We start from the raw sequence: 22,644 nt of genomic DNA on the forward strand, positions 1-22,644 counted from the left end.
TTTAATGTATAATACTAACCAAGAGTTTTTACCATGTTTTCTTCGCATGATAAACCCTTTTAACCGTGATTTGCCCCATAATGCAACTATGGGGCGTGATGAGATTTTACAACAAACCCCTTAAAACACCCCTAGATCGCACTAAAATATGCATGCCAAATCATGAGTTCACGCCCCATTATGACTCTCAATGAATAAAGCTTATTTTTATGTGACAGAAAACAAAGCCATTTAAGAATAAAAAATAATGAAAAGAGGAATTTTAAAAGTTTAAAAATCTAATGGAGTTAAAAGGGCTAGTTTAAATGGATAAATTTATTGGGTTAAAAGAAAGAGTTAAAAGCTAGGAGTAGCCCTAAGGCCGCCCCTATAAACGCCCCAATCAATATTGTTGGTTTTGTTGGTGTGCTTGTTGTTGTTGCTGTTGTTGAGCGTGTTGCTCTGCTTGTTGTTCAGCGTGTTGTTGCGCGTTATGATGGTGGTGTTCACCGCCGTAGTAATGGTGGTGGTGTGCATGGTGATGGTGGTGGTGTTGGCTGTTAGCCTGTTGTTGCTGTTGTTCATGGTGTGCCATGATGACTCCTTTAATTGAAATTTAAATTCTAGCTCATTGGCTAGGATTTCATTTTATAATGCAAAATCTAACCAATTATTAACGAAAAAGATTTTAATACTAATTTTTAATACGAGCGCCAATTCAAGCGCTCCTGTTGTCAAAACTACCAACATCTTTGGATGAAAAAAGCTATAATAAAAGAAGTTGCATTAAAAAGGGAATACAAATCCCCTTTTTAAGGTATAATACTAGGAATTAAAAACGTGCTTATGGTAGTAGTTAAAAAGTCTTTAGGACAGCATTTTTTAACGGACGAGTCGTTTTTAGATCGCATTGTTAGCGCTTTGCCCCCCTTAAATTCGTTAAGATTGATTGAAATCGGCGTGGGGCTAGGGGATTTGACTCTCAAGTTGTTGGATCGCTATCCTTTAAAGACTTATGAGATAGACAGCGGTTTGTGCGAGAAAATGCGATCAAAATTAAAGGTGCAAAAAAAGCCTTTTGAGTTGGAATTAGTGGAAAAGGACGCTCTTTTTTTAAAAGAAGAAGAGCCTTATTTTTTGATTTCTAATTTGCCTTATTATATCGCTACCAGGCTTGTTTTAAACGCGCTCAAAGACCCTAAATGCAGGGGCTTATTGGTGATGACGCAAAAGGAAGTGGCGCTCAAGTTTTGCGCTAAAGATTCCCAGAACGCCTTAAGCGTTTTAACTCACGCCATAGGGGACGCTACCCTTTTGTTTGATGTGCCGCCTAGCGCGTTTAGCCCGCCTCCAAAGGTGTTTTCTAGCGTGTTTGAAGTGATCAAAGAGCCGCTGAAAGAAAAGGCGTTAGCTTCATTAGCCCAAGCGCCATTTTTTGAAGAAGCCCTACAAAAAGGGTTTGAAACGTTAGAAGATTTTTTGAAAGCTTGTTTCTCATCTCCCAGGAAGACGCTTTCAAACAATCTTAAAAAAAGCGTTTCTTATAGAGAAAAGCTTGATAAGGTGTTAGATTTTTTAGCGTTAGAAAACCAACCAACAAGCGTGAGGGCGTCTGAGATAAAAGATTATCTCAAGCTCTTAAATTACCTTTTAAAAGGCTAATGCCTTTTTAAAAAATTACTATAAAGGAATAAAAGTCATGACGGATAACAACCATTATGAAAATCATGAAAACCATGAAAACAGCAGTGAAAATTCAAAAGCTGATGAGACGCGAGCCGGGGCGTTTGAACGCTTCACCAACCGCAAAAAGCGTTTCAGAGAAAACGCGCAAAAAAACGCAGAGTCTTCACACCATGAAGCGCCTTCACACCATAAAAAAGAGCATCGCCCCAACAAAAAACCAAACAACCACCACAAACCTAAACACACCCCTCAAAAAACACGAAATTACGCCAAAGAAGAATTGGATAGCAACAAAGTAGAGGGCGTTACGGAAATTTTGCATGTGAACGAGAGAGGGACTTTAGGCTTTCATAAGGAGCTCAAAAAGGGCGTTGAAGCGAATAACAAGATCCAAGTGGAGCATTTAAACCCGCATTATAAGATGAATTTAAACTCTAAAGCGAGCGTTAAAATCACGCCTTTAGGGGGCTTGGGCGAGATTGGGGGGAACATGATGGTCATTGAAACCCCAAAGAGCGCGATCGTGATTGATGCGGGCATGAGCTTCCCTAAAGAAGGGCTTTTTGGCGTGGATATTTTAATCCCGGATTTTTCCTACTTGCACCAAATCAAGGACAAAATCGCCGGTATTATCATCACCCATGCCCATGAAGATCACATAGGGGCCACGCCTTATTTGTTTAAAGAGTTGCAATTCCCCCTTTATGGCACGCCTTTGAGTTTGGGGCTGATTGGGAGCAAATTTGATGAACATGGTTTGAAAAAATACCGCTCGTATTTTAAAATCGTAGAAAAGCGTTGCCCCATTAGCGTGGGCGAATTTATCATTGAATGGATCCACATCACGCATTCTATCATTGACAGCAGCGCTTTAGCGATCCAAACTAAAGCCGGAACGATCGTCCACACCGGCGATTTTAAAATCGATCACACCCCAGTGGATAATTTGCCCACGGATTTGTATCGTTTGGCGCACTATGGCGAAAAGGGGGTGATGCTTCTTTTAAGCGATTCTACTAACTCCCATAAATCCGGGACTACACCGAGTGAAAGCACCATAGCGCCGGCTTTTGACACGCTTTTTAAAGAAGCGCAAGGGAGGGTGATTATGAGCACATTCTCTAGCAATATCCACCGGGTGTATCAAGCCATCCAATACGGCATTAAATACAACCGCAAGATCGCTGTGATCGGGCGCTCTATGGAAAAAAACCTAGACATCGCCAGAGAATTAGGCTATATCCATTTGCCTTATCAATCTTTTATTGAAGCCAATGAAGTCGCTAAATACCCAGATAATGAAGTCTTAATCGTAACGACCGGCTCACAAGGCGAAACCATGAGCGCGCTTTATCGCATGGCGACTGATGAACACCGCCACATTTCTATCAAACCCAACGATTTAGTCATCATCTCCGCTAAAGCCATTCCTGGCAATGAAGCGAGCGTTTCAGCGGTATTGAATTTTTTAATCAAAAAAGAAGCTAAAGTGGCTTATCAAGAATTTGACAATATCCATGTGAGCGGGCATGCCGCCCAAGAAGAGCAAAAGCTCATGTTAAGACTCATTAAGCCTAAGTTTTTCTTACCCGTGCATGGGGAATACAACCATGTCGCGCGCCACAAGCAAACCGCTATTTCTTGCGGGGTGCCTGAAAAAAATATCTATTTAATGGAAGATGGCGATCAAGTGGAAGTTGGCCCTGCGTTCATTAAAAAAGTCGGCACGATTAAAAGCGGTAAAAGCTATGTGGATAACCAAAGCAATTTGAGTATTGACACTAGCATCGTCCAACAAAGAGAAGAAGTCGCTAGCACTGGGGTGTTTGTGGCTACGATTTTTGTGAATAAAAACAAACAAGTGCTTTTAGAAAGCTCTCAGTTTTCTAGTTTAGGGCTTGTGGGCTTTAAAGATGAAAAGCATTTGATCAAAGAAATTCAAGGGGGCTTAGAAATGTTATTAAAATCCAGCAACGCCGAAATTTTGAATAACTCTAAAAAACTAGAAGATCACACTCGTAATTTCATCAGAAAAGCGCTCTTTAAAAAGTTTAGAAAATACCCGGCTATCATTTGTCATGCCCATGCTTTTTGATTGTAACGCTACCGCTATACAAGTCTTAAAAGATGAAGCGAGCGCGCTTTTAGAAAGCGTTAAGCAATTCCAAAAACCTAACGATTTAGAAGCGATTGTCAAGCTCATTTTAGAAAGCCAAGAAAAAGGGGGTAAGCTTGTGATCGTGGGCGTGGGTAAGAGCGCTTTAGTGGCACAAAAAATCGCGGCTTCTATGTTAAGCACCGGTAACAGGAGCGCGTTTTTACACCCTACAGAAGCCATGCATGGGGATTTGGGCATGGTGGAAAAAAACGATGTGATCTTAATGATTAGCTATGGGGGCGAGTCTTTAGAATTGTTGAATCTGGTGAGCCATTTAAAACGCTTAAGCCATAAAATCATCACTTTCACTAAAAGCCCTACTAGCTCGCTCTCTAAACTCGGCGATTATTATTTGAGCTTGAAAATTAAAAAAGAAGCTTGCCCCATTAACACCGCTCCAACGACTTCTACTACCCTAACTCTAGCGTTAGGCGATGTTTTAATGGCATGCTTGATGCGAGCGAAAAATTTTAGCCAAGAAGATTTTGCTTCCTTTCATCCGGGCGGGCTTTTGGGCAAAAAGCTTTTTGTCAAGGTTAAAGATTTATTGCAAACCACGAACCTCCCCCTAATCGCTCCTAGCACAAGTTTTAAAGATGCGCTCATAGAAATGAGTGAAAAACGCCTAGGCAGCGCGATTTTAGTCAATGAGGCTAACGAGCTTGTAGGGGTGTTAAGCGATGGCGATGTCCGCAGAGCGTTACTAAAAGGGCTTAGTTTGGAAAGCGAAGTGAGGCATTTTGCCACTTTAAAGCCTAAAAGCTTTAAGAATTTGGACGCTCTTCTTTTAGAAGCGTTAGAATTTTTAGAACGCCATAAGATCCAGCTTTTGGTGTGCGTAGATGATTGCAATAAGGTTTTAGGGGTTTTGCACTTGCACCAACTTTTAGAATTAGGGCTTAAAGCATGAAAGCTAGCATTTATGATTTCACTTTAGATGAATTGAGTCAGCTTTTAAAACCGAGTTTTAGGGCCAAACAGCTTTATTTGTGGCTCTATGCGAAGTATAAAACAAGCTTTAAAGACATGCAAAATAATTTTTCAAAAGATTTTATCGCTTATTTAGAGCAAGAATTTACTTTGCGCACGATAGAAATCACGCATGTGAGGGAGAGTGTTGATGGCTCTAAAAAATACCTTTTTAAATCTTTAAGAGATAACCACACTTTTGAAGCGGTGTTGTTGAAAATGAAAGATAAAAAGATTGACAAAGAGACGAACGCTATTTTAGAGGGGGAAAAATACACCGTATGCGTGTCTTGTCAAATCGGCTGTCAAGTGGGTTGCGCGTTTTGTTTCACTCAAAAAGGCGGTTTTGTAAGAAACTTAAAAGCGAGCGAGATTATCCAGCAAGCCCTACTCATTAAAGAAGACAACAACCTCCCCATTGAAAAAGCGCTCAACATTGTTTTTATGGGAATGGGCGAGCCTTTGAATAATTTAGATGAGGTGTGTAAAGCGGTTGAGATTTTTAATACCGGCATGCAAATTTCGCCTAAACGAATCACCATTTCCACGAGTGGCGTAGCCGATAAAATCCCCATTTTAGCGGGCAAAAATTTAGGCGTGCAACTAGCCATATCCTTACACGCCGTAGATGACAAAACGCGCTCATCTTTAATGCCCTTGAATAAAAAATACAACATTGAATGCGTTTTGAATGAAGTGAAAAAATGGCCTTTAGAGCAGCGCAAAAGAGTGATGTTTGAATACCTTTTGATCAAAGATCTAAACGATAGCCTGGATTGTGCTAAAAAACTTTTAAAACTTTTAAACGGCATTAAATCCAAAGTGAATTTGATCTTATTCAACCCGCATGAAGGCTCTAAGTTTGAGCGTCCTAGTTTAGAGAGCGCTAGAATGTTTGCGGATTTTTTAAACTCCAAAGGCTTATTATGTACCATTAGAGAGTCTAAAGCTTTGGATATTGAAGCGGCTTGCGGGCAATTGAGAGAGAAAAAACTCTCTCAGCAAATTTGAAAACTCTTTTTTCAAAATTTAGGGGATATGGATTAAAAATTAGCGCTAAATTTTCTTTCATTAACAATTAATTAGATTTTATATTGTAGAATAAAGTCCTAGCCAGTGAGCTAGAATTTAAATTTTTAATCAAAGGAGTCATCATGGCACACCATGAAGAACAACACGGCGGGCACCACCACCATCACCACCACACACACCACCACCACTATCATGGCGGTGAACACCACCATCACCACCACAGCTCTCATCATGAAGAAGGTTGTTGTAGCACTAGCGACAGTCATCATCAAGAAGAAGGTTGTTGCCACGGGCATCACGAGTAATATCGGTGTGGCTAGGGGCAACTTGACTAGGGTTGTCTCTGGTTTTGATTTTAAGATACAATCATTCCATTCTAACCCATTCTAATCAAACCCATTAAATCCAATCCAACCACCGCAACACGCTTGATTTTTATTTTTACAAACGCTCATTAATGTTAAAAATACTCATCAATGCTTATAAAAAGTAATTTTTATCCAATAATATTGCTAAGACTTTTAATTTAAGCTTCAATGTTTTACAACATTCAAAATATTAAAACAATTTTTCAATCGAGAAAAGAATAAGCAAGTTACCCCCATTTTTTAAAAACCAAATTTTTATTTTTAGCTTTTTATTCTATGCTAGGGTTTAATCTTAGCCACGCTATAGATGAGAACGCGCTTAATAAACTCGTTGGAAAGAAGGTTCAAGAAGCTTTAGCGAAAGAAAAAACTAAGGCTAAACATCAAAGAGCGGATAAAAGCGCTTTTTTTGCCGGTCTTGGCTATAGCGGGATGTTTTCATGGAATTTAGCTTATAAAGATAGTTTTGTTTTGCTGCCTCACTTCTTGGGTGGAAGACCCTTAGAAAGAAAAGATCCCAGCACAATCTTAAACGGCTTTAATTTTAAGGTGGGGTATCAGTATGCCGCTCCTGTTAAGATTAAAAAAATGGGTTTTGGCGTTAGGGGAGGGTTCCAATATTCCTATAAAGCGGGTAATTACATGGAAAAAGATAAATACCAACAATACTTATTTGGAGTGCCTATGGGCATAATAAGTCCTGTTTCTATTTTTAATGGTGGTATTATAACAATGTCAACTTACAGCTTTTTTATGGATTTTTTACACAATGTGTATGAAAATGAGAAATTTTTCATCGGTTATTTTATAGGGGTTGGGCTAGGGGGTGAGAGCGTAACAGCCAAGGTTCTTAAAGATTTTGGTAATATATTAGCACAATTAGCGCAATTTCAGGGCTATGGCTCGTTAGGGCTAAGAATGGGCGATAAGCGCCACACGCTAGAATTGAGCGCGAGCATCCATGACGACGCTCCTAGTTGTTCTTTAAAGAAGCTAAAGACTTGCGAAAGCGTGAGGGTTTTACAAGCAAAAATCCCTAGGGGCATTTTTGAAAGCTATGTTACTTATAGCGCGGATTATGTTTATCGGTTTTAAAAAATTAATGGCTTTGTTCCAATTGGATAGGGATAGCAAAATATAAAAAATGCTTAAAGCGTTTTTTACAATCTAATCATAAAGAGCTTACGAAAAGCGAGCGATCGCTTCATGCTTTATCGTTCCAACCCCCATGCGTCTTTAAAAGAAGCGTTTTTAAGCTTTAAATTCAAACTCCCCTCAACCCATTGGGTATTAGCCCCCTTTTCGTTATTGTCAAACAAGAACACCCCTAAAAAGCCTCTAGGGGTTTTAATCAGGCTCAATTCCACGCTAGGGAGAATGATTTGGCTGTCAGGTTTGACTTCAAAGGCCAGGAAAAAGGGGCGGTTGTTTTTGAAATCATAGCCATTTTTGGTGTATGAATAGCCGGGGGCGCTCTGTAAGATGCCTTTTTGAGTTTCCACGCTAAAAGAATCCAAGTAATAAAACCCAGGCTCTAGCCTGAAGGATTGGACTTTGGCTAAAGCGTAGCGGTTTTTCCATAAAAGCATGAAGCGCTCACTCCCTAGCATGAATAAAGGCCCTCTAGGGTCTTTGAGCTTTGCTTTAGGGTTTTTTTCAAGCGTTTCATTGTGTTTGGCGATAATTTCTCTATCCACTTTGCGCCAATAAGTGCGCACGCTTTGGCCTTGATGCGCGATATACATGTTCACCAAACCAGAATGATGGCCCTTAGGGGGCAAACAAGAGGCTAATAAAAGAGCGGCTAACAAAATCACAATTTGAAACTTCAAACAAATTCCTTAAAAAGAGTGGTGGCTGAATGCTAACATGCTAAAACTAAAACCCTTATAAGTTATGGATAAAAACTTAAAGAATAGGGTAAAATAAACGCATGCGAATAGACAAATTTTTACAATCAGTGGGTTTAGTGAAACGGCGCGTTTTAGCGACAGATATGTGCAATGTAGGGGCGGTGTGGCTCAATGGGAGTTGCACTAAGGCTGGTAAAGAAGTGAAAATAGGCGATGTGATTAGCTTGCACTATTTAAAGGGGATAGAAGAATACACGATTTTACAAATCCCCACTTTAAAAAATGTGCCGCGAAAAGACACACACCTTTATATCGCTCCTAAAGTAAAAGATCAATAAGGCAAAAGATCAATAAAGCAAAACATTAATAAAAGGAATAATCCATGAAAGAATACAAAGACACCCTAAACTTAAACGCAACCACCTTTTCTATGAAAGGGAATTTGAGCGTTAATGAGCCTAAAACTTACGCTAAATGGCAAGAGCAACAAGCGTTTAAACGCATGCAAGCTAGGAAAGATAACCATGGGGATTTCACCTTGCATGACGGGCCGCCTTATGCGAACGGGCATTTGCATTTAGGGCATGCCTTAAACAAAATTTTAAAAGACATTGTCGTTAAAAGAGAATATTTTAAAGGGAAGAAAATCTATTACACGCCCGGTTGGGATTGCCATGGCTTGCCCATTGAGCAGCAAATTTTAGAGCGATTAGAAAAAGAAAAAACGAGCCTAGAAAACCCCACGCTGTTTAGAGAAAAATGCCGAGATCATGCGAAGAAATTTTTAGAAATCCAAAAGAATGAATTTTTGCAATTAGGCGTTTTGGGGGATTTTGAAGATCCTTATAAAACCATGGATTTTAAATTTGAAGCGAGCATTTATAGGGCTTTAGTGGAAGTGGCTAAAAAAGGGCTTTTGAAAGAGCGCCATAAGCCTATTTATTGGAGTTATGCATGCGAGAGCGCTTTAGCGGAAGCTGAAGTGGAATACAAGATGAAAAAATCGCCCTCCATTTTCGTGGCGTTTGGTTTGAAAAAAGAGAGTTTAGAAAAATTAAAGGTTAAAAAAGCAAGCCTAGTGATTTGGACGACCACGCCTTGGACTTTGTATGCGAATGTGGCGATCGCTTTGAAAAAAGACGCTGTTTATGCGCTCACCCAAAAAGGCTATTTAGTCGCTAAAGCCTTGCATGAAAAATTAGCCGCTTTAGGGGTGGTGGATAATGCGATCACGCATGAATTTAACGCTAATGATTTAGAATACTTGAAAGCGCTCAATCCTTTAAACCAAAGAGATTCCCTAATCACTCTAGGAGAGCATGTCGGTTTAGAAGATGGTACAGGAGCCGTGCATACCGCGCCCGGGCATGGTGAAGAGGACTATTATTTGGGCTTAAGATACCATTTAGAAGTGTTAATGTCTGTAGATGAAAAGGGTTGCTATGATGAGGGCATTATCCATAAGAAATTATTAGATGAAAGCTATCTGGGCGAGCATGTTTTTAAGGCTCAAAAACGCATTATAGAGCAATTGGGCGATTCTTTATTGCTAGAGCAAGAGATTGAGCATTCCTACCCGCATTGTTGGAGGACGCACAAGCCTGTGATTTACAGAGCGACCACGCAATGGTTTATTTTAATGGATGAGCCTTTTATCCAAAATGACGGCTCTCAAAAAACCTTAAGAGAAGTGGCTTTGAGTGCGATTGAAAAGGTGGAATTTGTGCCAAGTAGCGGGAAAAACCGCCTAAAAACCATGATAGAAAACCGCCCTGATTGGTGCTTGAGCCGGCAAAGAAAATGGGGCGTGCCATTGGCCTTTTTCATAGACAAACGTGCGAATAAGCCTTGTTTTGAAAGCGAAGTTTTAGAGCATGTGGCGAATTTTTTTGAGAAAAAAGGCTGTGATGTGTGGTGGGAGTCTAGCGTGAAAGATTTATTGCCCCCTAGCTATCAAGATAACGCCAAGCATTACGAAAAAGTCATGCACATTTTAGACGTGTGGTTTGATAGCGGTAGCACCTTTAAGGCGGTTTTAGAAGATTATCATGGAGAAAAGGGGCAAAGCCCTAGCGATGTGGTTTTAGAAGGGAGCGATCAGCATAGGGGGTGGTTTCAAAGCTCGCTTTTAATCGGTTGTATTTTAAACAATCAAGCCCCTTTTAAAAAGGTTATTACGCATGGCTTTATCGTCGATGAAAAGGGTGAGAAAATGAGCAAATCTAAGGGCAATGTGGTGTCTTTGGACAACTTGCTCAAAAAGCATGGGAGCGATGTGGTGCGTTTGTGGGTAGCGTTTAATGACTATCAAAACGATTTGAGGGTTTCTCAAACCTTTTTCATTCAAACAGAACAGCATTATAAAAAATTCCGCAACACCCTAAAATTCTTACTCGCCAATTTTAGCGATATGGATCTCAAAAATTTAGAACGCCCCCATGACTTCAGCCCTTTAGATCATTTTATATTAGAGGCTTTAGAAACAACAAGCACCGGAGTCAATAGTGCGTTTGAAGAGCATGACTTTGTGAAAGGCTTGAATATTTTAATGGCGTTTGTTACCAATGAATTGAGCGGGATTTATTTAGACGCTTGTAAGGATAGTTTGTATTGCGATAGCAAAAATAATGAAAAACGCCAAGCCATTCAGATGGTCTTACTCGCTGTGGCTAGCAAATTATGCTACTTTTTAGCCCCCATTTTAACCCACACGATTGAAGAGGTTTTAGGGCATAGCCAAGCGCTGTGCACGTTTTTGCAAGCCAAAGATGTGTTTGATTTAAAAGACATTAATATTTTAGAAAAACTCCACCTTAAAGAATGTAAAAAACCAGAAAATTTTGAAGCCGTTTTAGCCTTGCGTTCTGCTTTTAATGAAGAGTTAGACCGATTGAAAAAAGAAGGCGTGATCAAAAATTCGTTGGAATGCGCTATTGAAGTGAAAGAAAAAGCGTTGCGTGAAAATTTAGTAGAAGAATTGCTGATGGTGAGCTTTGTGGGGCTTGCAAAAGAAAAATTGAGCGAAACGCCAGCATTCACGCTCTTTAAAGCCCCCTTTTATAAATGCCCTAGGTGTTGGCGTTTTAAAAGCGAGCTAGAAAACACCCCTTGCAAGCGTTGCGAACAGGTTTTAAAAGAGCGATGATAAAAGGATAGGGCTTTTGGAAACTTTACAAACCCATAGAGTTTTACAAGCCCTAATCGGCCATTTTACCCCTTTTTTGGAAAGCGGGATCACCGAGCTGATGATGAATACCGAGCAGGAGCTTTGGCTTTATAAAGTCAATAACACCCGAGAAAAAAGAGGGCATGCGCTTTTTGATAAGGCGTTTTTGCTGAGGTTTTGCGAGCAATTGGCTGGTTTTAGAGGGTTGTTTTTTGATGAAGAGCACCCCACTTTAAATTGCTCCATCCCTTTCACGCGCTATAGGGTGAGCGCGAATCACTTTAGCATCACTACGAACAATCAAATCACGCTCAATATCCGTGTGCCTAGGCTTAAGCCCTTGAGTTTAGAGGATTTCACTTTCAAAGCAAGCGATCCAAAAGGTTTGAAAGATTTAGCGCTCAAAGGGCATAACATTCTCATTAGCGGGGAGACTTCAAGCGGTAAAACAAGCCTATTAAACGCTCTTTTAGACTGCGTCAATAAAGACGAAAGGGTGGTGAGCGTTGAAGACAGCCAAGAATTGGATTTAAAAGCGTTTAGTAATTGCGTGGGGCTTTTAGTGGGCAAGCAAGAAAACACGCGCTTTAATTATGAAGACGCTCTCAATATGGCCATGCGTTTAAACCCGGATAGGCTCATTGTGGGCGAGATTGATACTAGGAATGCGGCGCTCTTTTTGCGTTTAGGGAATACCGGGCATAAGGGCATGCTCTCAACCATTCACGCTAATAGCGCTCAAAACACTTTAGAAGCCCTTTCGCTGAATTTAAGCATGCGTTATACGCATTCTTTGGATAAGGATTTGATGCGGGCGTATTTTAAGAGCGCGATTGATGTGATCGTGCATGTCAATAGGATCAACAATGAGCGCCAAATCGCTGAAGTCTTATGGACTAAAGAGCTTTAAATGCCCCTAAAATCCTTAAAAAACCGCTTGAATCAGCATTTTGACCTATCGCCTCGCTACGGGAGCGTGAAAAAAATCATGCCCAATATCGTCTATGCGGATGGCTTTGACCCGTCTGTGGGCGATGTGGTGAAGATTGAAAAAAGCGATGGAACTGAATGCGTGGGCATGGTGGTGGTGGCAGAAAAAGAGCAGTTTGGTTTCACGCCCTTTAACTTTATAGAGGGGGCTAGGGCTGGCGATAAGGTGCTGTTTTTAAAAGAGGGGTTGAATTTTCCTGTGGGCCGTAATCTTTTAGGGAGGGTGCTTAACCCTTTAGGGCAAGTCATTGACAATAAGGGGGCATTGGATTATGAACGATTAGCGCCCGTGATCACAACGCCTATAGCCCCTTTAAAAAGAGGCTTGATTGATGAGGTTTTTAGCGTGGGGGTGAAGAGCATTGATGGGCTTTTGACTTGCGGTAAGGGGCAAAAACTGGGCATTTTTGCCGGCTCTGGGGTGGGTAAATCCACGCTAATGGGCATGATCACTAGGGGTTGCTTAGCGCCCATTAAAGTGATCGCTTTGATTGGGGAAAGGGGCAGAGAAATCCCTGAATTTATAGAGAAAAACTTAAAAGGGGATTTAAGCTCTTGCGTGTTGGTGGTCGCTACGAGCGATGATAGCCCTTTGATGCGCAAATACGGGGCCTTTTGTGCGATGAGCGTGGCGGAGTATTTTAAAAATCAAGGGCTAGACGTGTTATTCATCATGGATTCAGTGACTCGTTTCGCTATGGCTCAAAGAGAAATCGGTTTAGCCTTAGGCGAACCGCCCACTTCCAAAGGCTACCCCCCATCCGCGCTTTCCTTATTGCCTCAATTAATGGAGAGGGCAGGTAAGGAAGAAAATAAGGGGAGCATCACGGCTTTTTTTAGCGTGCTAGTAGAGGGCGATGATTTGAGCGATCCCATAGCCGATCAAGCCAGGAGTATTTTAGACGGGCATATCGTCTTAAGCAGGGAATTAACCGATTATGGGATCTACCCGCCTATTAATATTTTAAACTCCGCATCAAGGGTGGCTAAAGACATCATCAGCGAGTCTCAAAACCTTTGCGCGAGAAAATTCCGCCGTTTGTATGCGTTATTGAAAGAAAATGAAATGCTCATTCGCATCGGATCTTATCAAATGGGGAACGATAAAGAGCTTGATGAAGCGATTAAGAAAAAGGCTTTAATGGAGCAGTTTTTAGCACAAGATGAAAACGCTTTGCAGCCTTTTGAACAAAGCTTTCAGCAATTAGAAGAAATCTTAAGATAAAAGGAATGTTATGGAATCACAACTCATGAAGCTCGCCATTGAGACTTATAAAATCACTTTGATGATTTCTTTACCGGTATTACTAGCGGGCTTGGTGGTGGGGCTATTAGTGAGCATTTTTCAAGCGACCACTCAAATCAATGAAATGACCTTGTCTTTTGTGCCTAAGATTTTAGCCGTGATTGGGGTGCTGATTTTAACCATGCCGTGGATGACTAACATGCTTTTAGATTACACCAAAACCTTAATCAAGCTCATTCCTAAAATCATAGGCTAGAAAATGCTAGAAAAAACCATTGATTTTTCTCGTTACAGCAGCGTGAAAATCGGCACGCCTTTAAGAGTGAGCGTTTTAGAAAACGATGATGAAATTTCTCAAGAACACCAGATCATAGGCTTAGCGAACAACCTTTTAATCGCTCCTAGTGCGAAAAATCTCGCCCTTTTAGGCCCAAACTACGATTATATTTGCGATAAAGGCGAATGCATTGAAATAGGGGGAGCGGCCAATTCGTCTAAAATTTTTAATTATTTTAGAGCGCATGATTTAGGAGGTTTGGAGTTTTTAGGGCAATTGCCTGGCACTTTAGGAGCGTTAGTCAAAATGAATGCCGGCATGAAAGAATTTGAAATCAAAAACGTTTTAGAAAGCGCTTGCATTAACAATGAATGGCTAGGGCGTGGAGCGCTAGGATTAGATTATCGCAGCAGCAAATTCAATGGCGTTGTTTTAAGAGCGAGGTTTAAAAAAACGCATGGCTTTAGAGAAGAAGTTTTAAAAGCGTGTAAAAGCATGCGCAAAAGCCACCCCAAATTGCCTAATTTTGGGAGCTGTTTCAAAAACCCGCCTAACGATTATGCGGGCAGGCTTTTAGAGGGCGTGGGCTTAAGGGGTTATCGCTTAAAAAGAGTGGGCTTTGCTAAAGAGCATGCGAATTTTTTGGTGAATTTGGGGGGCGCAGAATTTGAAGAAGCCCTGGATTTGATAGAACTCGCTAAAACTAGAGTGTTACAAGAATACGGCATTCATTTAGAAGAAGAAGTGAAGATTTTAAGGTAGGGTTGAAAAGCTTTATTTGAAATCAAGCTTACCCCTAATTATTATTTAACCCTATCATAATCCATGCTGCCATAACAAACAATCCTTTTCCTTTGAGTGTCAAATTTGGGGCTAAAAAGGTTTTTACTCTCTATTGCATCTTTAGTGTGAATACCCACCAAAGGCAAAAGAGAATGGATTAAATCATCGCTCATGAAAGGTCTGTTCAAAGCGTTTTTAATCAATTTGACTTTCTCAGGGTGTTTTTCTTTAAAAATATCGCTCACATAAATCATAAAAGGGATTTCTAATCCTGCTTTAGAGCATCTGTGCCCATAAGTAGGGCCGCTTTCAAAAATATCTTGTGCATGGTCGCTCAAGTAAAACACAATAGCGTCTTTGTCTTTAAAAAGGTTAAAAATTCCATTCAAAACAAAGTCGTTATAATAAAGCGAATTGACATAATCGGCAACGATTTGCTTGTCTCTATCGCTGCTTGCGTGCAAATTAGAAAAATCCAGATCGCTTGGTTTGAATTTGGCAAAGTCTTTAGGGAAACGATCGGCATACCAAGAATGAGAGCCAAGCAAATGGAAGACGATAAAATTCTTGCTTTTTAATTTTGGCTGGACATTTTTAGAATAAAATTTCACCAGCTCTTCATCGTATGCACCATAGTCTCCTAAAATATAGTAGCGGTTTTGAGAACGATTAGAGACTAGATTTTGTGTGATTCCCCATTGATCGATGATTTGTTTTTCTAGCCAAAAAGTTTCATAATGGGATCGCTTAAAAATATCTATCATGTTGTGGTAATGATACCAAGGCTTATTCGTTTCAGCGTTGCTGTAATTGAGCAAGCTTTCAAAGACATTAGAGGTGTGGGCTTCTTTGCTTATCGTGTCAGAAAACACGAACAGGTTGCTACTCTCTCTCTCTCTCTCTCTCTCTCGTTGGCGAGTTCGCTCAATAAGGGGTTATTAGGGGCGTTATAGCCATAGAGTTGCATGAAATTTCTGCTCGCGCTTTCGCCGATGACTAAGACGACATTTTCAACATCGCCCATGCTGGAAAGATAGCCGCTTGGTAAATAAAGGTTATTTAAAAAGCTATAAAATTTTATGGCTTGTTGGCGATGAGATAAGCTCAAATAGGCAGAATAAAACCCCCTAGCTAAAGAAAGGGAACGCAACGACCTTTTTAAAATGGCATCGTTGCTCGTGAGGTATTTAACATGGCGAACGCTCCCTATTGTAAGGATAGAAAGCCCTAAAACGCTCGCTATCACACCAGGCACAAGCGCTCTAAAGCGAATGATTTTAATAACGATCAACAAAGCGATCAAAATCAAAGCGTAGTAAAACAAATAATTTTTATAGCTTTTTATAAACGCCATCGTTTCAGAGCCATTGGTGGCTAAAAGCGTGTCAATCAAGCCTTTGGAAAAAGGCATTTTAAACATAAAGAGCGTAAAAATTTCTGCCACGCTAAAAATAATACCGCTTCCTATAAACAGCCATTCTAATGAATATTTCAAGCGTTTTTTAGGGATTAGCGTGCAACCATAATACACCACAAACCCGATTAAAAAAGCGCCTAAAAAGCCTTTAGAGAAAGAAAACAAATCGCTATTTTTGTAGGCGTTAGAAAGGGCGTTACAAAGAAGGAACATTAAAAATTTTTCATCTAGAGTTACGCTACTGGCAAAGAATTTTAAAAGCTTCAATAATTTTTCCATGAATGTCCTCTAAGTGGGTTTGAAAACTTTTTTCAAAATATTTTTTATCCTAAAACAAAAATAATCCCTAATCGTTTTTGATCGGATGTGGGTTTTAAAAGATTGCATTTGTTGGTCTTTAGCCATTTCAAGGCGTTCTTTAAAAAAATCGTTTTTAAAAGGGGTGCAAAAAAGGTTGGCGAGCCAAAAACCCGCTTCAGCTTCATAGCAAATCAAACGCCCATTCAAAGAACTCACAGAACGCCACGGCTTGTATTGGATGAAATGGAGCATGATGATATTTTTAGGGTAGTGCTCTTTGAAAAAGTCAGAATAGCAATTATGATAAATGGGCAATTCTAAAACGCGCTCTAAAAACACCATATTGATTAAACACTGCTCAGGGTAGAAAAGGTCTTTCCCCCTAGTTTTTAAAAACTCTAAAGCGATCTTTTCAAACCCGTCTTCGCGCCACAAATCTAAATTCGCTACCAAAAAGCCCATGTTAAAGCCTTGATGGATGCGTTGTAATTCGTTTGGGCTAAAGCGTGAAAAATCCATTTTAAAATTCTTACAAGTGCGCTCAATAAAATCACAAAAAGCTTCAAAAGAAAGGTGAGAAAAAGTGTCTCTCACCATGCCAAGCAATTTAGTGGGGTCGTTATCCAGCGCAAAATAAGCGCTTGCAACATCGCCCAAAAACACCGTATCCACATCTATGGAAATGATTTTAGAATAATTAGGGAAGAGCGAAGCGAGCAAAAGCCGGCACAAAACAAGAAGCCCGCCATAACGCTTGGAACAAGACTCATTAAGGTAGCTTTCTATGGAATGATCCAGCGAATTGGTGTCTATAAACTCTAATGAAGCGAATGTTTTAAAAGGCTCAAGGGTTTTTAAAAGCTTGTTTTGCTGCTCTAAAGTGACCCCTTTAATCAAACAATGGATTTTATACACGATGTTAGCGCCTAAAAGTTGGTTGCTTTGATTTAGGGGGCTAAAGTCTATCATGCTCGTGTGCCTGCTCGCATGGGAGAGTAAAGAATAAAGGCTCACGCTAGCTCCTAGCGCGTAATTCTTATCAAAACTCATAAAAATAGGGATAACTTGACTTTGCGGAGTTTGCGTATCCATTAGATTATCCTTTAATACCGCTTTTTGAGTGTTTTAAAATCGCATGCCTAATTTCTTTAACGCTCCCCATATAAAGGTTATTAAATTGCGTTTTATTGAAAGTGTTTTGGCGCTTGGCTAATTGGATGGTGTTAGAAATAATCGCTTCTTCTAGCTCCTTTAAAGTGAGTCGTTTTTCTAAAAAAAGAATGCTCTCTTTAACGCCTATGGCTTTAAAAGGCTGTGAATCTTTAGGGTATTTGGCATAAAGGGCTTTGATTTCTTCTATAAGCCCTGAATGGAGCATGTTTTTGGTGCGCTGTTTGATGTTGTTATGAAGCGCGTTTTTTTCCATAGAAAGAGCGAATAAGGAGATGGCATGCTCAAAGGGTTTTTTAGGGTTAGCCTTAAAATACTCGCTTGGGGGCGTATGAGTGGCATAAAAGATTTCTAAAGCCTTATGGATGCGGTAAGTGTCGTTTGGATGGATTTTAAAAGCCATGTTAGGGTCAATGGATTTTAAAAATATATAAGGGTTAGAAAGGGCGCTAATTTCTCGCTCTATTTTTACAACCTCCTCACCGCTAATTTTTGGCGTATCGCTCAAGCCTTCTAAAATGGATTTGAGATAAAAACTGCTCCCTCCCACAATGAGTAATACCTCTTTAGAAGACACTCTCATAGCGTCCTCTAAAAGGGTTTTAAAAAGGGGAGCGTTATTTTTTTCATCAATGTTAAGGTAGTCTAGGGCGTAATGCTTGATATTTTTTCGCTCTTTCAGGCTCGGTTTAGCCGAAGCGATATTGATGTCTTTATAAATACTCAAAGAATCCAAAGAAAAGATTTCAGCGTCCAATTCTTGGGCTAATTCAATGGAAAGAGCGCTTTTCCCGCTCCCGCTAGGCCCTAGAAGCGCGATGAGTTTCTTAGGCGTTTTGATAAGGAATCTCCCTTTTATAAGCGTTCAAAAACCCTTCCAAGTCAAATTTTTTACGGCATTCTTCGGTGAAAAGATGGATCATCAAATCCCCCAAATCCAAAATGATCCACTCTTCATTAGACTCATCTATCTGGTAAAAGACTTCGCCTAAAGGCTTAAGGGTGTTTTTAAGCGCGTCTAATAAAGAAAGGGCATGCTTATTCGCTAGCGTGGTAGCGATAATGACATCTTCTACCAAATAGGGGGTTTTGGATAAATCAATGTGCGTAATATCAAAAGCCTTTTTTTCATCTAATAGAGCCGTAATCGTTTCTATGCGTTGGTTCATGAGTTTCCTAAAAAATGGGTTAAAATAGCCTTATTATAACTTAAATCAAGGAAAGATTAATGACCCCTGAACTAAACCTCAAATCCTTAGGTGCTAAAACGCCCTATATTTTTGAATATAACAGCGATTTATTAGAAGCTTTCCCTAACCCAAACCTCAATTTAGACCCCTTAATCACTTTAGAATGCAAGGAATTTACAAGCCTTTGCCCGATCACTTCTCAGCCAGATTTTGGCGTGATTTTTATCCGCTACATCCCTAAAGATAAAATGGTGGAAAGCAAGTCTCTAAAACTCTATTTATTCAGTTACAGAAACCATGGGAGTTTCCATGAGAGCTGCATCAATACGATTTTATTAGATTTAGTCAAATTGCTAGAGCCAAAGTATTTGGAAGTGTATGGGGATTTTGCCTCTAGGGGCGGGATTGCGATCAAGCCCTTTGTGAATTATGCGATCAAAGAATACCAGGACTTTAAAGAGAAACGCCTTTTGAATGCGAAATAACGCACAAAAGAGATTTTAAGATTGAAGCCATTCCAAGTTAAATGGACAGGTTAGGGAGGGAATGAAAAAAGAAAAATAAGAGAGATTAAAAGAGAGATTAAAAAAAGGAGACCCCACAAGGGGGGGGTTTAGTTTTGAGCCTCGCCCTCGTTTTCATTTGCTAAAATCTCATCAAGCGACTCTTGGTCCATAAGCCCCATATAAGGCTTAAAGTCGTTTAATAGATTTTTAGTTAAACCGCCACATGAGAGATTATACTTATTGATACCGCCATCGCATAAGAGTTGAGCAATAAACAACGCCTTCTCTTTATTAGTAGGTAACATTTGCGCCCAAATACCTCCCAAATCTTGCGCCTCTGCCTCACCCTCCGCATAGAGAGTAATCAACTTACAGAAAAGGGTAAGAGTGCTTAACTCCATATTGTCAAAAGTGTCGTAATAACACTCTTCAAGGTTACGATTTTCAAGCATCTTTAACCATTCGTGGTCGCTATGCTTATTCAAGCCCTCCGCACACGATAAAGCGGTAATAATGATAGCAGACGCTTGATGTCCTTTACCCTGATAAAACATAGGGGTTAGCAACGCACCGAGCCTACTTTTTCTATCAGTAAGGAAATAATCTTTAGCTACCACCGAGAAACTAGTCTCACTTTTTTCCTCAAATTCAAAAGAGAGCTTATACTTGTCCTCTTTAGGCTCTTTAGGAGTAGAAGTCCTTTCCTTAACACTCGGCCCGCTAGTTACCACCTTAACCCCTTTCAACAAATCATCGGTGCTCTCTTGCTTGTTTTCAGCGTGAAGTCTCATATGTTCGGTCAATGGAACTTGATTGAACCATTTTAAGAATTTTTCGCTATTGAAAACATAAGAACCTTGTTGTCCTTTATCTGTCCTTAAGGTTACACGATTAAACCCAACACTAATGACTTTGGCCTCCACCACTTTGTCGTTGATCGTGGCTTTGACTAGCGCCCCTACTTTTAATTTATTTTCATTTTGAAAACCCATAAAACACTCCTTGATAAAAAATTTGTTTTAAATTCCGCTATAATCACCCATTCAATGTTTTTCAATGTTTTTATCTTTTTGGCATGGCTTGTTCCTCCTTGTTGTGGTGTGAAGCGCTTTTCAAACGCCCCATTATTTTATTTTTGAGCAATCGCATCATTTAATGTCTTTCAAGAGAGCGTTTTTAAAAGCTTTAATTGCATCTTCACCCACCAATTCAGCGATGCGATAGCGCGCGATTAAAAAGTCTAATAATTTTTCGCTCCTTTGTTGAATCTCTACAACCCCAAAAGAAGCGTTTTTAGCCACTTCTTTTTCGCTATAAGAGCCTTTAAGGTATTCTTTTCTTTTTTCATCAAAAGGCTTGTTGCTTAAAGAGCTGTTAGCGTTTTTAGGAATTAAGAGCAAGTTCCCTAAAGCATGCACGATATGGGGGTTTTTAGCCCAACTTTTTTCTTTAGCGTTGTAGCCTTGATCGGGTTTTTGAGGCAAAATATGTTCAATGCTTTCTATACTGCCATCAAAATTCAAAGTCGTTTCAGGGTTATGGTATAGTTCGTATTCATAAAGCAAGTAATTCAGCGCCTTGTTCCACTCATACCACTTCTCAGTATTCCTTTTAGAATGGATATTCTCTTCAAGCAATTCTAAGCCGCTATTGTTTTGTTTATTGAAAAAATGCTTTTCTAATGGCGGGAGATTTTCAATGGTTATTTTATCTCCCCAAAATCTACACGCTTGAATCGCTTTGAAGGCTGATCCAATCAATTCATTTTTAGCCGTATTCTTGCCAGCAACCCCATAGATCAAAAACCCGAAACGCTCTAAATATTCTAATAGGTCTTCCAACTCTTTGGTCGTGTAATGCCGTTCATCGCCACTTCTTACAGCAAGCTGTATCGTAAAAAGAGAGAGCAATAAGGGCAGAAAAGCGTTATCGCTCAAAGCGTTTAAGCGCCGCATCTTGTCTAACAAGCCGCGCGTTTTAGGCGTGATTTCAATCCTAAGCTCTTCATCATCAAGCGTGTGCAAGAAATACCAAACCTTAGAAGAATAAGAAAGATACAGTAACAAATCATTTATTTTTTCATATTCGTCATATAGGTCGTCGTATTTTTTATGGGCGTCAAACGCTGTATTCAATAATCTCTCTTTAAACTTGCTATTCTCGCCATAGTAATACGCCACGAAATGCTTTAAAAAATTCTCTAAATGATCATCTTTAAAGAATCTCAAATCGTGATAAATCCTGGTGTAGGTGTCATTGATTTCTTGTTGAAGATTTTCTAAATCTCCTTCATCGCAAATCTTGTGCACCACAAAATGCAAGCGGTTTTTTAACAATTCTAAAGTGGATAGATCCATACCACGATTGTTAATCGTTTCAAAAGAGCTGAACGGATCGATTCGGTTGTCATTCAATTCCACTGCACTAAAAAGCATTTTTTTAGTGAGGGCATCAAACATTTTTTCAAGCGTTCCAACAGGGGTATCGCTGATTTTTTCTTTAAAAAACGCATGAGCGTCAATCAAATTTTTAGCGTAAAAAGAAGTTTTGAACGCTTCCAAATCTTTTTCTTCTTCCATGATCGCCCTAAAAGCTTCACTCAAACCATAATACTTATAGGATAGAATGGGTTCGAGGTTCATTGAATCATACTTTGGGTCTTTGTTTTGGGTAATCTTGGCTAAAATACCTAGTAAAATCAGGCTTGTAGCCAATCGTTGCTGGCCGTCTATGATTTCAAAAACGCTATCTTCAAGCTCATTTTCAAGCCCTCTTAAGGTTAGGCTGTGCATGTAATGGAATTTGTTTCCTAGCTTAGAGACATGCTCTAAATCGTTCCAAAAATCCTTCAATTGCCTTTCTTGCCATGCATACCCCCTTTGATAGCTGGGGATTTCAAACACGCCTTTTTCAATCACTCCGTCTAAATTTAACAATTCCATTAAAATCCTTTCATAGGTTTATGGGTAAAAACCCATAACCCTTCATTTTTTCGCTCAATCAATTTTGGTTGTCCAAGTCTTGTGCTGTGCGTGAAATGCCAAGTGTTTTTATTGACTAATTCTTCGTATTCTTGGCTCCCTTTTTGAGCGCAAACGCCCTCAACCTTTAACGCTCCCTCTTCATCAGTCCCGATAGTGTCATGGTCAATTTTTAGGGCAAAAACGCTCCGTTGGACTTCAGCCCCTCTAGTCGTTGAATCCTCATTCACAATACCAATGATGTAATCCGCTTTACGCATGAGCTCAAAATGCTTGTGCTGAGCCGCTTTGTCTCTTCGTGAGCGGAAATAATTTAAAGTGCATTCATCGCACAACTCTTTAAAATCCTCATTCCCTGGAATAGTCCCTTTATAGGCACCTGAAACCATGCACAACAACAAATTGTATTTTTCATGCGCTTTTAAATCTTCTAACTGAGCCATTATCTTCTCCTTGTATTGAATTTAACTCTGTAAGCCCCACTGATTTAAAAATGGGGCTTATGGAATCAAATGGTTGAAAAATGTGGTGTGGGTTAATGAAAGGGTTAATGAAAGAGGGAATAATAAAAAG

Annotated in this window: 22 protein-coding genes and 2 pseudogenes; 14 read left to right on the forward strand and 10 right to left on the reverse strand. The window is 39.9% G+C overall.

The window, feature by feature from the left end; all coding sequences use genetic code 11:
- Positions 1-445: 445 nt before the first annotated feature.
- A pseudogene (hpnL, locus tag EAL87_RS08440) lies at positions 446-574 on the reverse strand (nickel-binding protein HpnL); the annotation flags it as partial.
- Between the two features lie 251 nt (positions 575-825).
- Between hpnL and rsmA the strand changes: the two are divergent.
- The 7 genes and pseudogenes from rsmA (at position 826) to EAL87_RS07360 (ending at position 7,287) form a co-directional block, all read left to right on the forward strand.
- Positions 826-1,641, forward strand: a complete 816-nt coding sequence (rsmA, locus tag EAL87_RS07335; RefSeq protein WP_120914120.1) for a 16S rRNA (adenine(1518)-N(6)/adenine(1519)-N(6))-dimethyltransferase RsmA — start codon at positions 826-828, stop codon at positions 1,639-1,641.
- 37 nt (positions 1,642-1,678) lie between these two features.
- Positions 1,679-3,760, forward strand: coding sequence for a ribonuclease J (locus EAL87_RS07340; protein ID WP_120914086.1), 2,082 nt, complete (start codon positions 1,679-1,681; stop codon positions 3,758-3,760).
- A complete protein-coding gene (locus EAL87_RS07345; protein ID WP_120914088.1) occupies positions 3,744-4,733 on the forward strand; it encodes a KpsF/GutQ family sugar-phosphate isomerase in 990 nt (329 codons plus the stop codon). Before EAL87_RS07340 ends, EAL87_RS07345 begins: the two co-directional genes overlap by 17 nt.
- Positions 4,730-5,803: a dual-specificity RNA methyltransferase RlmN gene (gene rlmN, locus EAL87_RS07350; RefSeq protein ID WP_120914090.1), complete on the forward strand. Its 1,074-nt coding sequence runs from the start codon at positions 4,730-4,732 to the stop codon at positions 5,801-5,803. Before EAL87_RS07345 ends, rlmN begins: the two co-directional genes overlap by 4 nt.
- 143 nt (positions 5,804-5,946) lie before the next feature.
- Positions 5,947-6,066: pseudogene (locus EAL87_RS08445) on the forward strand (hypothetical protein); the annotation flags it as partial.
- Complete coding sequence (locus EAL87_RS08280) at positions 6,017-6,214, forward strand: hypothetical protein (protein ID WP_240444247.1); 198 nt, start codon at positions 6,017-6,019, stop codon at positions 6,212-6,214. The pseudogene EAL87_RS08445 and the gene EAL87_RS08280, both read left to right, overlap by 50 nt.
- Before the next feature lie 254 nt (positions 6,215-6,468).
- Positions 6,469-7,287: an outer membrane beta-barrel protein gene (locus EAL87_RS07360; protein ID WP_120914094.1), complete on the forward strand. Its 819-nt coding sequence runs from the start codon at positions 6,469-6,471 to the stop codon at positions 7,285-7,287.
- A 116-nt stretch (positions 7,288-7,403) separates the two neighbouring features.
- Here EAL87_RS07360 and EAL87_RS07365 read toward each other — a convergent pair whose 3' ends face one another.
- Positions 7,404-8,024, reverse strand: a complete 621-nt coding sequence (locus EAL87_RS07365) for a hypothetical protein (protein ID WP_120914096.1) — start codon at positions 8,022-8,024, stop codon at positions 7,404-7,406.
- Positions 8,025-8,125: 101 nt separating this feature from the next.
- On the opposite strand from EAL87_RS07365, the gene EAL87_RS07370 reads away from it, so the two are divergent.
- Genes EAL87_RS07370 through EAL87_RS07395 form a run of 6 tightly spaced genes read left to right on the forward strand, consistent with a single transcriptional unit; the run spans position 8,126 to position 14,486 of the window.
- Positions 8,126-8,383 (forward strand): RNA-binding S4 domain-containing protein, encoded by a 258-nt coding sequence (locus EAL87_RS07370; protein WP_120914098.1) that lies wholly within the window; start codon positions 8,126-8,128, stop codon positions 8,381-8,383.
- Positions 8,384-8,427: 44 nt separating this feature from the next.
- A complete protein-coding gene (gene ileS / locus EAL87_RS07375) occupies positions 8,428-11,190 on the forward strand; it encodes an isoleucine--tRNA ligase (RefSeq protein WP_120914100.1) in 2,763 nt (920 codons plus the stop codon).
- Between the two features lie 16 nt (positions 11,191-11,206).
- Positions 11,207-12,121, forward strand: coding sequence for a CpaF/VirB11 family protein (locus EAL87_RS07380; RefSeq protein WP_120914102.1), 915 nt, complete (start codon positions 11,207-11,209; stop codon positions 12,119-12,121).
- Complete coding sequence (gene fliI, locus EAL87_RS07385) at positions 12,122-13,426, forward strand: flagellar protein export ATPase FliI (protein WP_120914104.1); 1,305 nt, start codon at positions 12,122-12,124, stop codon at positions 13,424-13,426.
- Between the two features lie 10 nt (positions 13,427-13,436).
- A complete protein-coding gene (fliQ, locus tag EAL87_RS07390) occupies positions 13,437-13,703 on the forward strand; it encodes a flagellar biosynthesis protein FliQ (protein WP_000445741.1) in 267 nt (88 codons plus the stop codon).
- Positions 13,704-13,706: 3 nt separating this feature from the next.
- Entirely contained in the window at positions 13,707-14,486 is a 780-nt protein-coding gene (locus EAL87_RS07395) for a UDP-N-acetylmuramate dehydrogenase (protein WP_120914106.1), read from the forward strand.
- 41 nt (positions 14,487-14,527) lie between these two features.
- Here EAL87_RS07395 and EAL87_RS08080 read toward each other — a convergent pair whose 3' ends face one another.
- Genes EAL87_RS08080 through rsfS form a run of 5 tightly spaced genes read right to left on the reverse strand, consistent with a single transcriptional unit; the run spans position 14,528 to position 18,563 of the window.
- Entirely contained in the window at positions 14,528-15,379 is an 852-nt protein-coding gene (locus EAL87_RS08080) for a phosphoethanolamine transferase (RefSeq protein WP_240444248.1), read from the reverse strand.
- Positions 15,361-16,203, reverse strand: coding sequence for a phosphoethanolamine transferase (locus EAL87_RS08085; protein ID WP_162972698.1), 843 nt, complete (start codon positions 16,201-16,203; stop codon positions 15,361-15,363). The genes EAL87_RS08080 and EAL87_RS08085 overlap by 19 nt, the downstream gene beginning before the upstream one ends.
- A 9-nt stretch (positions 16,204-16,212) precedes the next feature.
- Positions 16,213-17,316 carry a glycosyltransferase family 8 protein gene (locus EAL87_RS07405; RefSeq protein ID WP_120914108.1) on the reverse strand — a complete coding sequence of 368 codons (1,104 nt, stop codon included), beginning with the start codon at positions 17,314-17,316 and terminating at the stop codon, positions 16,213-16,215.
- Between the two features lie 4 nt (positions 17,317-17,320).
- Positions 17,321-18,214: a tRNA (adenosine(37)-N6)-dimethylallyltransferase MiaA gene (gene miaA, locus EAL87_RS07410; protein ID WP_120914110.1), complete on the reverse strand. Its 894-nt coding sequence runs from the start codon at positions 18,212-18,214 to the stop codon at positions 17,321-17,323.
- Positions 18,215-18,221: 7 nt separating this feature from the next.
- Positions 18,222-18,563: a ribosome silencing factor gene (gene rsfS, locus EAL87_RS07415; RefSeq protein WP_001076149.1), complete on the reverse strand. Its 342-nt coding sequence runs from the start codon at positions 18,561-18,563 to the stop codon at positions 18,222-18,224.
- A 59-nt stretch (positions 18,564-18,622) separates the two neighbouring features.
- Here rsfS and queF point away from each other — a divergent pair, with 59 nt between their 5' ends.
- Positions 18,623-19,069: a preQ(1) synthase gene (gene queF / locus EAL87_RS07420; RefSeq protein ID WP_120914112.1), complete on the forward strand. Its 447-nt coding sequence runs from the start codon at positions 18,623-18,625 to the stop codon at positions 19,067-19,069.
- Positions 19,070-19,197: 128 nt separating this feature from the next.
- Here the strand turns inward: queF and EAL87_RS07425 are convergent, their stop codons facing one another.
- The 3 genes from EAL87_RS07425 to EAL87_RS07435 all read right to left on the reverse strand — a co-directional run bounded on the left by EAL87_RS07425 (position 19,198) and on the right by EAL87_RS07435 (position 22,514).
- Positions 19,198-20,082, reverse strand: a complete 885-nt coding sequence (locus EAL87_RS07425) for a hypothetical protein (protein WP_120914114.1) — start codon at positions 20,080-20,082, stop codon at positions 19,198-19,200.
- A gap of 156 nt (positions 20,083-20,238) precedes the next feature.
- Positions 20,239-22,032 carry a DUF262 domain-containing protein gene (locus EAL87_RS07430; RefSeq protein WP_120914116.1) on the reverse strand — a complete coding sequence of 598 codons (1,794 nt, stop codon included), beginning with the start codon at positions 22,030-22,032 and terminating at the stop codon, positions 20,239-20,241.
- Complete coding sequence (locus tag EAL87_RS07435) at positions 22,032-22,514, reverse strand: hypothetical protein (protein ID WP_120914118.1); 483 nt, start codon at positions 22,512-22,514, stop codon at positions 22,032-22,034. Before EAL87_RS07435 ends, EAL87_RS07430 begins: the two co-directional genes overlap by 1 nt.
- Between the last annotated feature and the right edge of the window lie 130 nt (positions 22,515-22,644).

It is taken from the genome of Helicobacter pylori, from assembly GCF_003636935.1.
GTDB lineage: Bacteria > Campylobacterota > Campylobacteria > Campylobacterales > Helicobacteraceae > Helicobacter > Helicobacter pylori_CH.

Excerpts from the sequence above, each read along its gene's own strand:
- rsmA (WP_120914120.1), top strand. The coding sequence starts at position 826 with ATGGTAGTAGTTAAAAAGTCTTTAGGACAGCATTTTTTAACGGACGAG.
- EAL87_RS07340 (WP_120914086.1), top strand. The coding sequence starts at position 1,679 with ATGACGGATAACAACCATTATGAAAATCATGAAAACCATGAAAACAGC.
- EAL87_RS07345 (WP_120914088.1), top strand. The coding sequence starts at position 3,744 with ATGCCCATGCTTTTTGATTGTAACGCTACCGCTATACAAGTCTTAAAA.
- rlmN (WP_120914090.1), top strand. The coding sequence starts at position 4,730 with ATGAAAGCTAGCATTTATGATTTCACTTTAGATGAATTGAGTCAGCTT.
- EAL87_RS08280 (WP_240444247.1), top strand. The coding sequence starts at position 6,017 with ATGGCGGTGAACACCACCATCACCACCACAGCTCTCATCATGAAGAAG.
- EAL87_RS07360 (WP_120914094.1), top strand. The coding sequence starts at position 6,469 with ATGCTAGGGTTTAATCTTAGCCACGCTATAGATGAGAACGCGCTTAAT.
- EAL87_RS07370 (WP_120914098.1), top strand. The coding sequence starts at position 8,126 with ATGCGAATAGACAAATTTTTACAATCAGTGGGTTTAGTGAAACGGCGC.
- ileS (WP_120914100.1), top strand. The coding sequence starts at position 8,428 with ATGAAAGAATACAAAGACACCCTAAACTTAAACGCAACCACCTTTTCT.
- fliI (WP_120914104.1), top strand. The coding sequence starts at position 12,122 with ATGCCCCTAAAATCCTTAAAAAACCGCTTGAATCAGCATTTTGACCTA.
- fliQ (WP_000445741.1), top strand. The coding sequence starts at position 13,437 with ATGGAATCACAACTCATGAAGCTCGCCATTGAGACTTATAAAATCACT.
- EAL87_RS07395 (WP_120914106.1), top strand. The coding sequence starts at position 13,707 with ATGCTAGAAAAAACCATTGATTTTTCTCGTTACAGCAGCGTGAAAATC.
- EAL87_RS08085 (WP_162972698.1), bottom strand. The coding sequence starts at position 16,203 with ATGGAAAAATTATTGAAGCTTTTAAAATTCTTTGCCAGTAGCGTAACT.
- EAL87_RS07405 (WP_120914108.1), bottom strand. The coding sequence starts at position 17,316 with ATGGATACGCAAACTCCGCAAAGTCAAGTTATCCCTATTTTTATGAGT.
- rsfS (WP_001076149.1), bottom strand. The coding sequence starts at position 18,563 with ATGAACCAACGCATAGAAACGATTACGGCTCTATTAGATGAAAAAAAG.
- queF (WP_120914112.1), top strand. The coding sequence starts at position 18,623 with ATGACCCCTGAACTAAACCTCAAATCCTTAGGTGCTAAAACGCCCTAT.
- EAL87_RS07425 (WP_120914114.1), bottom strand. The coding sequence starts at position 20,082 with ATGGGTTTTCAAAATGAAAATAAATTAAAAGTAGGGGCGCTAGTCAAA.
- EAL87_RS07430 (WP_120914116.1), bottom strand. The coding sequence starts at position 22,032 with ATGGAATTGTTAAATTTAGACGGAGTGATTGAAAAAGGCGTGTTTGAA.
- EAL87_RS07435 (WP_120914118.1), bottom strand. The coding sequence starts at position 22,514 with ATGGCTCAGTTAGAAGATTTAAAAGCGCATGAAAAATACAATTTGTTG.